12 protein-coding genes are annotated in these 13,018 nt (G+C 37.9%); 6 read left to right on the top strand and 6 right to left on the bottom strand.

The window, feature by feature from the left end:
• Positions 1 to 190 precede the first annotated feature (190 nt).
• The 6 genes from BXY82_RS04995 to BXY82_RS04970 form a co-directional block, all read right to left on the bottom strand.
• Positions 191 to 973, bottom strand: a complete 783-nt coding sequence (locus BXY82_RS04995; protein ID WP_133757062.1) for an enoyl-CoA hydratase/isomerase family protein — start codon at positions 971 to 973, stop codon at positions 191 to 193.
• A 102-nt stretch (positions 974 to 1,075) separates the two neighbouring features.
• Positions 1,076 to 2,527 carry an ATP-binding protein gene (locus BXY82_RS04990; protein ID WP_133757061.1) on the bottom strand — a complete coding sequence of 484 codons (1,452 nt, stop codon included), beginning with the start codon at positions 2,525 to 2,527 and terminating at the stop codon, positions 1,076 to 1,078.
• A 107-nt stretch (positions 2,528 to 2,634) separates the two neighbouring features.
• Entirely contained in the window at positions 2,635 to 3,183 is a 549-nt protein-coding gene (locus BXY82_RS04985; RefSeq protein WP_133757060.1) for a CopD family protein, read from the bottom strand.
• A gap of 14 nt (positions 3,184 to 3,197) precedes the next feature.
• Positions 3,198 to 4,550, bottom strand: a complete 1,353-nt coding sequence (locus BXY82_RS04980) for an MATE family efflux transporter (protein WP_133757059.1) — start codon at positions 4,548 to 4,550, stop codon at positions 3,198 to 3,200.
• Positions 4,550 to 5,584 carry a ferrochelatase gene (hemH, locus tag BXY82_RS04975; protein ID WP_133757058.1) on the bottom strand — a complete coding sequence of 345 codons (1,035 nt, stop codon included), beginning with the start codon at positions 5,582 to 5,584 and terminating at the stop codon, positions 4,550 to 4,552. Before hemH ends, BXY82_RS04980 begins: the two co-directional genes overlap by 1 nt.
• 82 nt (positions 5,585 to 5,666) lie before the next feature.
• Positions 5,667 to 6,554, bottom strand: coding sequence for a helix-turn-helix transcriptional regulator (locus BXY82_RS04970; RefSeq protein WP_133757057.1), 888 nt, complete (start codon positions 6,552 to 6,554; stop codon positions 5,667 to 5,669).
• Between the two features lie 206 nt (positions 6,555 to 6,760).
• Between BXY82_RS04970 and hemA the strand changes: the two genes are divergently transcribed.
• The 6 genes from hemA to hemF all read left to right on the top strand — a co-directional run bounded on the left by hemA (position 6,761) and on the right by hemF (position 12,992).
• On the top strand, positions 6,761 to 8,020 hold the full coding sequence (gene hemA, locus BXY82_RS04965; RefSeq protein WP_133757056.1) for a glutamyl-tRNA reductase: 1,260 nt from the start codon (positions 6,761 to 6,763) through the stop codon (positions 8,018 to 8,020).
• The gene (gene hemC / locus BXY82_RS04960; RefSeq protein ID WP_133757055.1) at positions 8,013 to 9,596 is read left to right on the top strand and encodes a hydroxymethylbilane synthase; all 1,584 of its coding nucleotides are present in this window, start codon (positions 8,013 to 8,015) and stop codon (positions 9,594 to 9,596) included. The genes hemA and hemC overlap by 8 nt, the downstream gene beginning before the upstream one ends.
• Positions 9,597 to 9,703: 107 nt before the next feature.
• Positions 9,704 to 10,735: a uroporphyrinogen decarboxylase gene (gene hemE / locus BXY82_RS04955; RefSeq protein ID WP_133757054.1), complete on the top strand. Its 1,032-nt coding sequence runs from the start codon at positions 9,704 to 9,706 to the stop codon at positions 10,733 to 10,735.
• Between the two features lie 67 nt (positions 10,736 to 10,802).
• Positions 10,803 to 11,564, top strand: coding sequence for an EI24 domain-containing protein (locus BXY82_RS04950; RefSeq protein ID WP_133757053.1), 762 nt, complete (start codon positions 10,803 to 10,805; stop codon positions 11,562 to 11,564).
• Positions 11,554 to 12,087: a GNAT family N-acetyltransferase gene (locus BXY82_RS04945; protein WP_133757052.1), complete on the top strand. Its 534-nt coding sequence runs from the start codon at positions 11,554 to 11,556 to the stop codon at positions 12,085 to 12,087. Before BXY82_RS04950 ends, BXY82_RS04945 begins: the two co-directional genes overlap by 11 nt.
• The gene (hemF, locus tag BXY82_RS04940; protein ID WP_133757051.1) at positions 12,084 to 12,992 is read left to right on the top strand and encodes an oxygen-dependent coproporphyrinogen oxidase; all 909 of its coding nucleotides are present in this window, start codon (positions 12,084 to 12,086) and stop codon (positions 12,990 to 12,992) included. The genes BXY82_RS04945 and hemF overlap by 4 nt, the downstream gene beginning before the upstream one ends.
• Positions 12,993 to 13,018 lie beyond the last annotated feature (26 nt).

The raw sequence follows: 13,018 nt of genomic DNA, 5'->3' as shown, positions 1-13,018 counted from the left end.
AAAATCAGCCCCATCTACGTGACCTGGCTTTTAGTTTTCTTATTGAACACTGACCCGTCTTAGTCTGCGGGACAGGTGATGCCTATTTTTTATTTTAATAGATGATTCTATAGAACCTGAAATCCTAGTAAATGTTATTATTTTATCTAAAATAAATTCGCGTATATCAGTCATCTGCGGGCTCCGTGTTCTATTTCCCCGTAAACTCAGCCTTACGCTTTTCTAGAAATGCGGTAGTGCCTTCCGTAAAATCTTCGGTACCAAAACATTTTCCAAATTGTTTGATTTCTACTTTATAACCATCAACACCATCTTTATAATTAGCGTTAATCGCTTTTATAGCGCCTTTAATGGCCACTGTAGAATTACGCATGATCTTGCCTGCAATCTTCTCGCATAGTGGCATAAGCTCCTCCTGAGTGGTGACGTGATTTACCAATCCGTAAGCCTTAGCGGTCTCGGCATCAATCATACCTGCCGTCATCACCATTTCCATAGCGCGACCTTTACCCACCAATTGCGGCAAACGCTGAGTACCTCCATATCCTGGAATAACTCCTAATGAGGTTTCTGGTAAGCCCATTTTGGCATTATCGCTGGCCACTCTAAAATGACAGGCCATTGCCAATTCAAGTCCGCCGCCGAGCGCAAATCCATTAACCGCTGCAATAACTGGTGTGGATAAATTCTCGACATAATCAAATAGCAATTCTTGACCTTTAGCTGCTAGTTTTCCGCCGTTTTCGACATCAAAATCGGCAAATTCGCTAATATCAGCGCCTGCCACAAAAGCTTTTTCACCACTTCCTGTAATGATGATCACCTTCGTTTTTTTATCCTTATTTGCAACTTTAAAAGCTTGGTTAAGCTCATTTATGGTGGCCTTGTTTAAGGCATTTAACTTGTTTGGACGGTTAATTGTGATGGTTGTGATCCCGTCTTTAGTGTTGGATAGAATGTTTTCGTAAGACATAATGAGTGTTATTGTAATGTATTGTTATTTATGAAGTTAAAGAGACAGACTCAGCGCTTGAAAATTAAGAAATATTCATAAGAACCTCGCGTTTTTTCAGGTTTATTGTTTTGGAAACGTTACCGTAAAAGTAGTTCCCTTTCCTTGCTGAGACGTAAATGAAATTGTGCCTTTATAGGTTTCCACTATATTTTTAACCATAGCCAAACCAAGTCCCATGCCGCTAGATTTTGTCGTAAACTTAGGCTCAAATATTCTAGAAATATTACTTTCGGAGATCCCTTTACCATTATCAGCTACAGATATCTTTACCAAATTATCCTCAGATATTACACTCACAACTACTTTAGGATCTTTGTCTTCTACAATTGCTTGGGTCGCGTTTTTAACCAAGTTGGTGACCACCCGTATCAATTGGGTACGGTCCAATTGGGCTATAATTTCTTTTTCGTCAGCTATAAAAACGATATAATCTTCGCTAAAAATATCTAGGGCCAACTTGACAATATGCACCACGTTTAAGGTTTCATTTTGTTGCGCCGGCATTTTGGCAAAATTTGAAAACGCCGATGCTATTGAACTCATAGTATCAATTTGCTGAATGAGTGTTTGGCTATACTCCTCTACTTTATGGTGGATTTCAGGGTCTTGCGGATCAAATTTACGCTGGAAACTTTGTACACTTAAACGCATTGGTGTGAGTGGATTTTTGATTTCATGCGCCACTTGTTTTGCCATTTCTCGCCATGCCTGTTCACGTTCTGACGTTGCCAATTTTACAGCACTTTCTTGCAGTTGATCAATCATGCTGTTGTAAGAATTGACTAAAGTGGCAATCTCTTCACTTGACGATTCAATTTCAATCCGCTTATTTTGCTTATCCAAGCGCGTCGCATTTATTTTATCACTAATGGTTTTAAGAGATTTTGTAATGTATTTTGAAAGGAAATAAGCCAACAATATTGCCAGACCCAGCATGACCAAGTAGGCATAACTCAAACGCTCTAAAAACTCTCTCAATTCCTTATTCAGGAACTCATCATTTTCCAAATAAGGCAGATTTAAGATCGCTATGGGCTTGAATTTCTTATCGGTTATATAGGTATAGGATGATTGAAATGTTTGATTGTTGAGCGTTGTTTTTTCTACGTAACGGTGTTCTGCCGTATTGGAAAGTCCATTTAAAATGTCAGCGTGTAAACATTTTGATATGGTATCGCCTTCAATGCTCGACTTAGACGATTTAATAAGTCCACCCTCAAGATCAAACAAATTAATTTGCAATTGGTGAATATCTGCAATTTTGTAAATCTCATCTTTAAAAATCAAGGGAACTTTTTCAGTTATAACTTCCCAAGAGGTTTCTCTAATCACAAAATCTATATGGCGTTTAATATTTTCTTCCTTGCGTTCTAACCGATCGCGATGATAATCTCGGGCCTCCTCATTATATTGATAGATCGTAACCGCCGCAATAAGAACTGAAGCGATTAGCACCAACAAAATCATTGCAAAAAAGATACGTACGCGTAAGGAAAGTCGTCTGAGTTTCATTTAAAAAATTGTAGCAGGATAAATATAGCAATAATCACTCCAAAATCAGCGGTGCCAAAAATGCAAAACTTATAACCTTAAAATCAGTTATCGATTATAATTAAAGATTAAGCATTAGGATTCCGGTTCCTGATGTTTTTGTAAATCTTAAATCCCAACATCAATAAAACTGCCAATACAAAAATGCCAATCACTCCAAAAATCCAATTGATTGAATTTTTAAGAATCACCAAAAATACCACAGCAAAGAGAATAAACGTCGCTCCTTCATTCCAGAGTCGCATAAAATTAGAAGTCTTTGTCACTATGCCGCGCTGTAGTTGATTGAAATATTGATGGGTTTTTAAGTGATATATAATTAGTAAAACAACAAACACTAATTTCACGTGCATCCACCCTTGTTGCAACCATGCAGGCATTAAAATAATCAACCAAATTGCGAAAATTGTGGCAAGAATAGCAGAAGGCCATGTAATGATATTCCATAAGCGCTTTGCCATTAATCTTAACTGTTCGCCCAAAATTTCCTTGTCTGGCGATGGTTTATGGGAAGCTTCAATTTGATATACGAATAATCTCGGAATGTAAAAAAGACCAGCAAACCATGTGATCACAAAGATCAGATGTAAGGATTTTATATAGTTATAGTATTCCATAGGCTACTAATTATTTAAACATCTTTAGGAATTAAGTTCTTCTTAACCTCGCGATTTAGAAAATACGCCGTCACAATGGTGGCTAATACATCTGAAATGGGGAATGAGATCCAAACACCAAATTCGCCGTAAAACTGTGGCAAAATTAAAATGAGTGGAATAAAGAAAAAACCTTGCCTAGACAGAGTTAACAACAACGCCGGCCTGGCTTTTCCTATGGCCTGAAAGTATGCCGCGCCAATTAATTGCCAGGCAATAATGGGTGTTGCGGCAAATACCCACCGCATGTCATTCGGCGCCTGACGCAACACATCAGCATCTGAAGTAAACATTCGCGTAATTTGTTCAGGAAATAACATTAGGATGATAAAAACTATGGACGCCAAAATAGCGGCATATTTAATGGCAATATTGAGCGTTTCCCTTACGCGATGATAGTTTTGAGCGCCATAATTAAACCCTGCAATAGGCAAAAACCCTTGGGTAACGCCCAACACAGGGAACATCGCAAACATTAACATACGCCCCGCAATGGCATAAGAAGTAACTGAGGTTTCACCACCCAAATCAAAAAGGATATTATTCATAAACAAATAGGTGATGCTTACCACAGCTTGTCGTGCTAAGGTTACAAAACCGAGAGATGTAATTTCTCTTACAATAGGAACATTTAATCCCAGATGCGAAAAACTTAATTTTAATTCTGATCTATCAGACCCATAAAACCATAGAATAAATAGGAAACAAAACACATAAGATAGGGTTGTAGCCCAAGCAGCACCTGCCATTCCAAAATCTAATATGTAAATGAATATGTAATCCATGAGCAAGTTACTTACCGATGGAATCATCATGGCATACATGGCAAATTTCGGTTTTCCTTCTGCACGAATTACAGTATTTGCCATCATACAAAGGGCCAAAACAGGCACGCCGTAAAGCACAATTTCATAATAGATTTTTGCAGGTTCAAAGATGTCCCCCTTACCTCCAAAAGAACTAATAATGGCATCGGCAAACAATAGTCCGATAGTCACCATTGTTAAGGTCAACAGCAAAGTTAAAGTTATCTGATTGCCTAATGTTTTAAGTGCTTTCTGTCGCTGATCAGCACCAAGCGCCCTAGAAATAATGGAAGACCCTCCAATACCAATAGCCATCCCCAGAGCCGCAATAAAGAAAGATACTGGCAATACTACATTTATCGCTGCAATGGCAGTAGATCCTATCCAGTTCCCCACAAAAATGGTATCTACCAGAATATTTAATGACATCACTAAAATGCCAATAGACGCTGGTAACGCTTGCTTAATAATAAGCTTGCTAATGGGCTTGGTGCCCAAATCCTGTGAGGAGGTGGTTGCCATTATGCGGTAGCTGTTTCAGACCTGGCCCAGTCGTTGATCCAATTTGCCAAGAGCGCCACAAATTCGTCATCATCATTTAAACAGGGTACCGTAGTAAATTCCTTGCCGCCCGTTTCGTGGAAGATTTCTTCACCTTCCATGGCAATCTCTTCTAAGGTTTCAAGGCAATCACTCACAAATGCGGGAGTAACAACCGCCATTTTCTTGACACCTTGTTTTCCAAAACGCTCAATAGTTAAATCTGTAGGAGGTTGCAACCACGGATCAAATCCTAACCGTGATTGGAAAGAACTTGAATACGTACCTGGCGCCAAATTTAATTTTTCAGCCACCAAACGGGTGACTTCCAAACATTGATGACGATAGCAAAATTCGTGTGCTGGTGATGGTGTAATACAGCAACTCTTATCAATTTTACAATGCGATTTTGTAATGTCGCGTTTACGGATGTGCCGCTCTGGAACGCCATGATATGAAAACAGTAATTGCTCGTAAGGGTTATCCTTTAAGTGTCTGGCAATAGAATTTGAAAGCACATCAATATAATCTTCACGATTGTAGAATGCTTTTAAATCGGTAATTTTAAGGTTTGGAAAATGTTCTTTTCGAAGTTCTTCAGCCAATACCAAGATGGTTTCAGTGGTGGCCATGGCAAATTGTGGATACAGTGGCATTAAAAACACTTCCTCCACACCCTTATCGACCAATTCTTGAAGGCCTTTTTTAATGGTCATACTTCCGTAACGCATACCTAAAGCCACAGGCAAGTCAGTTAGCTTCTGAATTTTCTTTTGTAGACGTTCGGATATCACAATGAGTGGGGAGCCTTCGTCCCACCATATCTTTTTATATGCTTCCGCAGATGCTTTAGGCCTTGTATTTAAAATAATGCCTTTTACAATTAGCGTGCGTGCCCAAAGTGGTACATCAATGACGCGTTCGTCCATTAAAAACTCACTTAAATAAGGCTTTACATCTTCTGGTGTTGGACTATCTGGCGATCCCAGATTTACGAGTAGTACTCCTTTTTTCATTGAACTGTTTTTATCACACCTCCCATAGAAGGTTACATTTTTATACCTTTTTGGTCTTTGAGACCAGCAGGCCATTAATAATTTACGAAGATAAGGACATTAGGTATTTTTTTGGTGTGGTACCAAATTTCTTTTTGAATGCGGAAATAAAATGACTTGATGTACTATAGCCTACTTTTAAGCCCACCTCATTAACATTATGTGCTCCTGATTCTAAGAGCTTACGAGCTACTTCCATTTTATAGTCAAATAAGAAACTGTACACGGTATCGCCATAAATCTGCTTAAACCCTTCCTTTAATTTTTTTAAATTCAGTCCAATTTCGTCTGATAGTTCTTGTAAAGTAGGTGGTTCTGCCATTCTTGAAATGATAATATCTTTGGCTTTTCTAATTTTGATCACGTTGGTTTCATCCACCAAAAACGGACATTGTTCAATATTGGCATCTTCATTCCTATTAAAGTAAAGACTCAATAATTCATATGCCTTACCTTTAAAATAGAGATTCTTGATGGACGCATTTAAATTATAATGCATTAGTTGGGTGAGCACAATTGCAGACGAAGGTGATATTTTTCCATCCTTATAGTATTTCTTATCCTTGTTATCATCGCTCAAAAACGTGATATAATCTGCTTCTTGTGAAAACAAGCCATGAAATTTCTTAATGGAGATCAATATTGAAACCAACCAAGAGTTAGGTTGCATTTCCAAATGAATTGGCAAATCGCGCTGAGGATTGTAAAGCAAAAGCGAATTCTCTTCCAAAATGTCCAGAGCATAACGCCCTTCATTGAACATAAATTTGCTTGATCCTTTTAAACAAAAGTGAAACTGTATAAAATTACTATCTATTTCGCGTTGCACTACTTTAACTAACGCACCTTCATTCTGACAAATCAATACAAAAAAACCATCTTCAACTTGTGTCTCTTCAAAAGAACCTTTAGCGACATTTTTTAAATCCATAATGTTTGTAATTAGATATCAGTTATTTAGATTGATTCTAAACAAATGCTTGTTGAAGCACTGATATGACTGCAAAAATATGATATTTATCATAGTTTTATAAATTAAAGCCCTAAAATACCACAAGCGACACTAATAGTTCCTTGAGCGTTGTTTTTATTCAATTCACATTTCTATTTTTGCTTTGAAAATTTTCCAAATCAGGTATGGAGCATTACCACATGACAAGAGGCACATATTTTTATGCCATTGGTTTAAGCTATAAAAAAGCGGATGCCGATGTTAGAGGGCATTTTAGTTTAGATGAAACTTCTAAAGAATCTCTTCTTAATCAGGCAAAAACAGAAGGTATTGAGAGTTTAATTGTAACCTCAACCTGTAATCGCACAGAAATTTATGGCTTTGCAGAACACCCGTACCAACTCATCAAATTACTTTGTGACAATACGAAGGGTACTGTTGAAGAGTTTCAGGAAGTGGCCTACATTTATAAAAACAAAGAAGCTATTGCCCACATGTTTCGTGTTGGTTCTGGTCTTGACAGTCAAATTTTAGGCGATTTTGAAATCATCAGTCAACTCAAAAAGAGTGCTAGAGGGTCTAAAAAATTAGGGTTGCTTAACGCCTTTACGGAGCGTTTGATTAATGCCGTCATTCAAGCCAGTAAACGCATTAAGACAGAAACTGAAATTTCATCAGGCGCTACCTCGGTATCATTTGCTTCGGTTCATTATATTTTGAATACGGTAAAAGAGGTATCTACCAAAAATATTCTTCTTTTCGGAACGGGTAAAATTGGTAGAAATACCTGCGAAAACCTAGTAAAACACACCAAAAACGATCATATCACCCTTATCAACAGAACTAAGACCAAAGCTGAGGAAGTTGCTGGTAAATTTAATCTGTTAGTAAAGGATTACGCCAATCTTCAAGAAGAAATCAATGCATCTGACATTCTGATTGTAGCTACTGGCGCGCTTAATCCTACAGTAGACAAGCATTGCATCCAATCTAAAAAACCTTTGTTGATTTTAGATTTGTCCATTCCTAGAAACGTGAATCAAAACGTAACGGAATTAGAACATGTCACTTTAGTGCATTTAGACGATTTGTCACAAATGACGGACGACACTTTGGAGCGCAGAAAAGCCTTCATCCCGGTGGCTGAACAAATTATTGAAGAAGTTAAATTAGATTTTAACAGTTGGTTGGCCACACGAAAATTTGCGCCTACCATTAATGCATTAAAACATAAGTTGCTCGATTTCAAAAATGCCGAATTAGAGACGCAACGTAAAAAACATGCCGATTTTAATGAAGCCCAGGCCGAATTGATCAGTAATAATATCATCCAAAAAATAACGAACCACTTTGCATACCATCTGAAAAACGATGATATGTCTACTGACGATAGTATTGAACTTATCAAAAAAGTGTTCCAGTTAGAATCTCCAACACATGTCTAAACTCATAAGAATTGGTACCCGCGATAGCGAACTTGCGCTATGGCAAGCCAAAACTGTACAACAACAACTCGAACATTTGGGTCATCAAACCGTTTTGGTTCCCGTGAAATCTACCGGCGATATGCTGCTGGACAAACCCATTTACGAATTAGGCATTACCGGTGTTTTTACGCGAATTTTAGATGTTGCAATGCTCAACAATGAGATTGATATTGCCGTACATTCCCTTAAAGATGTGCCCACCGTGTTACCACAAGGGATTGTTCAAGCTGCCGTTTTAAAACGTGGCAATGTTAGGGATACTTTGGTATTTAAAGATAATGAAGAGTTTTTATCACAACGGGAAGCTGTTATAGCCACAGGAAGTTTAAGACGTAAAGCCCAATGGCTCAATCGTTATCCAACCCATACTGTTGTCGGTTTGCGAGGCAACGTAAATACTAGATTGCAAAAGCTGGAAGACCATGAGGATTGGAACGCAGCTATTTTTGCTGCCGCAGGTATTGGCAGAATTGGTGTGCGCCCTGAAGACGCCATTAATTTAGATTGGATGATTCCGGCACCTGGCCAAGGCGCTATAATGATTACTGCTCGTGAAAATGATGAAGAGTTGCTTGCAATTTGCACGGAAATCAATCATGAAGAAACTGAAATTTGTACCACAATTGAACGAACCTTCTTGAACCTTTTAGAAGGCGGCTGTTCTGCTCCAATTGGGGCTTTAGCCTTCATCAAAAATGAAGAAGTCTCTTTTCAAGGGGTTCTGTTAAGTTTGGATGGCAGTAAAAAAATTGAAGTGACTCGTAAAGAGCAGTTGGGCAACCATCATAATATAGCACAGTTTGCTGCAGATTATGTGTTGGAGCGCGGGGGCAGTAGAGTGATGAATGACTTGAAAGATGCCGATAAACACACACAGGTTTTCTCTACCAAAAACCTCTCTGAAATGCAACGTCAGCGTTTTCAGAATGTAAAAGTAGAAAGCACAGATTTCTTAAAAATAAGCTTGAATAGAATTCCAAAACCACTATTAAAGTCGCCTATTCAAAATGTGATCATTACAAGCCAAAATGCTGTAGAAGCAATTACTGCCATTGTACCGAAAGAAGAATTGCAGTTTAAGAATATTTATTGTGTAGGCCGTCGTACCAAAAAATTAATTGAGTCTAAAATCGGAAAGGTTAAACATTCTGAAAATTACGCCAAACTGTTGGCTGAATATTTAGTAGAATTTATTGATGGTACTGAAGTCACCCATTTTTGCAGTGATATCAGATTGGACGAATTGTCTCAAACTTTAGAGAAAAATCATATTAAAGTAAATGAGGTAGAAGCTTATAAAACTATACTGGATGCCACCGTTATCGACCCAAAGGTAGAAGGGATCATGTTCTATAGCCCGTCTACTGTTGCAGCTTATCTAGAAAACAACGAGCCAAATAATAAAGTAGCTTACTGTATAGGCGATACGACCGCAAATGAAGCTAAAAAGCATTTTGAGGACGTGCGTGTTGCGAGAATACCAACAGTTGAAAGCGTGATTGATTTGGTAAACGAAAATTACGCGAGCAATTAATAATGTGAACAGGATTAATAGAGTGTATTTACAGCATCCTATTAGTATTAAATAGATTACATATAACTTAAAACAAGGAGATTCTTGCCATCGCAGGGATGTGGGACATGATAAAAAACGATTTATACTTAAGAGCACTAAAAGGAGAAACAGTTGATCGTCCACCAGTTTGGATGATGCGTCAAGCGGGACGTTACTTACCGGAGTTTCAAGAAATAAAAGCTAAATACGACTTCTTTACACGTTGTCGCACCCCAGAATTGGCCAGTGAAATTACGGTGCAACCTATACGTCGTTACGGTATGGATGCTGCCATTTTATTCAGCGATATTTTGGTCATTCCTCAAGCGATGAATATTGAGGTGGAAATGAAACCTGATTTTGGCCCTTATTTGCCTAATCCTGTACGCACTCAAAAAGATGTGGACAATGTGATTGTGCCTGATGTACATGTCGAATTAGATTATGTGATGCAAGCCATTAAAGTCACCAAGCAAATGCTAAATGATGAAGTGCCATTAATTGGTTTTGCAGGATCTCCATGGACCATTTTGTGCTACTGTGTACAAGGTCAAGGCAGTAAAAACTTTGATAAGGCCAAACAGTTTTGTTTTACAAACCCCATTGCGGCACATCAATTATTGCAAAAAATCACCGATACTACCATAGCTTATCTAAAAGCAAAAGTAGCTGCCGGTTGTGATGCTGTTCAGATATTCGATTCGTGGGGCGGCATGTTATCACCTACGGATTATACAGAATTTTCGTGGCAATACATCAACCAAATTATTGAAGCTTTAAAAGATGACGCACCCGTAATTGCTTTTGGTAAAGGCTGTTGGTTTGCACTACACGATATGGCAAATTCTAACGCTTCTGCATTAGGTGTTGATTGGACATGCTCACCTCAGAACGCACGTTATTTGTCTGGCGGAAAAATTACCTTACAAGGTAACTTTGATCCAACCAGATTATTTTCACCACCTGCTGAAATCAAAAAGATGGTGAATCAAATGATTAATGAGTTCGGAAAAGACAGATATATCGTAAATTTAGGTCACGGAATTTTACCTAATATCCCGTTAGATAATGCTAAGGCATTTATTGACGCCGTTAAGGAATATAAAAGTCCAAACTAATACATAAAAAAAAACCTCATAATTTTGAGTCTGTAAGTTCCTGAACTATGAGGTTTTATCTCAATCTATGGTGCGCAACATTTTTAAAGGTATCAAAGCCTATGCTGGAACGTTCAAACTGATTTCCAAACTCAAACTTTGGAAGTATTTTGGCATACCCGTGCTCATCAGTATTATTGTTGCTACAACCATCATCCTTTCAGCATATGCCTTATCAGATAACTTTGGGTATTACATTTCTAAGCTATGGATATGGGATTGGGGTCGAGAAACGTTTTTTTTAATTAGTGAGATTTTAAGCGGCATTTTAATTCTTATTCTAGGGTTTATCCTTTACAAACATATTGTTATGGCCTTATCAGCGCCATTTATGAGTCCCGTATCTGAAAAGATTGAAGCACACCTGTTAGGTGTTGAACGACACTCCCATCGCGATACGTCATTTACAGAGCAATTATGGCGAGGCACACGGATTAACGTCAGGAATTTGCTATTGGAGTTGTTGTTTACAATTCCCGTTTTATTGATCGGGTTTATTCCTGTTGTGGGTGTTATTTCAACTGTTTTGGTATTTTTAATACAAGCCTATTACGCAGGATTTGGAAATATGGATTATACATTGGAACGCCACTTTAAATATGATGAAAGTATCAACTTTGTAAAAGAACATCGGGGATTGGCCATAGGAAACGGGATTGTATTTATGTTATTTTTATTGATCCCTGTTATAGGAATCATTTTGGTTTTGCCATTATCAGTAACGGCGGCCTCAACCGAAACAGTTAAAGCATTAAAAGCACAAAACAGACTCAAATCCCATGATCTATAGTTCAGATACGCTAAGCATTTCAGAATTAGTGCCCGATGATGCCTTGCAACTGAACAAACTACTAGTATCCAATACCGAGCGTTTTATTCGCTTTTTACCTTTGACTTTAGCCGATAATAGGACCTTAGAAAGCACCCGAAATTATATTGAAAGAAAGATTAAAGCAGCTGACCATAAGGAGGAGTTTGTATACGTAATGAAAGACCAATATCAGATTCAAATTATAGGGTTGATTATATTAAAGCAAATCCATTGGGATACAAAACAAGGTGAATTTGCTTATTGCATTGGAGAGCGATATAAGGGCAAAGGTCTTATGAGTGAAGCTATTAGAGCTGTGTCATTATATGTAAGTCAAGAACTTGGATTGAAAACCCTACACATCATTTCCCATAAAACTAATGAGTCTAGCGTAAATGTGGCTTTAAATGCTGGTTATAAATGGAAAAAAACCTTGGTGAAGGAATACAAGTCGTTAAATGAAACCCCAATGGATATGGAACTTTTTGAACTAAAGACATGAAAGATAAATTTTACAATTATATATTAGAATTACAAGACAACATCACCGCAAAACTTGAAGAGGTTGATGGTAAAGCTACATTTCAACAAGATGTTTGGGAACGTCCGGAAGGCGGTGGCGGAAGAACACGCGTTATTGAAAACGGAGCTGTTTTTGAAAAAGGAGGCGTTAATATTTCTGCAGTTCATGGCGAATTGCCTGAAAGTATGCAACAGTACTTTGGTGTTACTGATGCCAACTTTTTTGCCTGCGGTTTAAGCTTAGTATTGCATCCAAAAAATCCGATGGTCCCAACAGTTCATGCCAATTGGCGCTATTTTGAATTATATGATCAAAAAGGAAACATTGTAGATTCTTGGTTTGGTGGCGGACAGGATTTAACGCCTTATTATTTGTTTGAAGAGGATGCCGTTCATTTTCACCAAGTGTGCAAAACAGCTTGCGACAAGCATCATCCTGAATATTATGATTTCTATAAAAAGAAATGTGACAGTTATTTTTGGAATGCACACCGTAATGAAGCTCGTGGTGTAGGTGGATTGTTTTTCGATTATTGCAAATCAACCGATACGTTTTCTATGCAAGATTGGTATGCTTTTGTAACTGAAGTTGGCAATAGCTTCCTTGAATCTTATGTTCCTATTGTCGAAAAACGTAAGCAATTGACTTATACGGATGCCCAGAGAACCTGGCAGGAAATTCGTCGTGGACGCTATGTAGAATTCAATTTGGTACACGATAAAGGCACCTTATTCGGATTAAAAACTAACGGACGAATAGAAAGTATTTTGATGAGTTTACCGCCACATGTACAATGGGTTTATAACCATCATCCGGAAAAAGGGAGCGAAGAGGAAAAATTATTAAACGTATTAAAAGATCCAGTGGATTGGATCAATTTCTAATAAACAACAGCGTGTTAAAAGCGCTA

This window comes from Gelidibacter sediminis, assembly GCF_004364975.1.
Classification (GTDB): Bacteria; Bacteroidota; Bacteroidia; order Flavobacteriales; family Flavobacteriaceae; genus Gelidibacter; species Gelidibacter sediminis.
The sequence above is the reverse complement of the archived record's forward strand: the minus strand, read 5'-3'. Positions and strand labels throughout refer to the sequence as shown.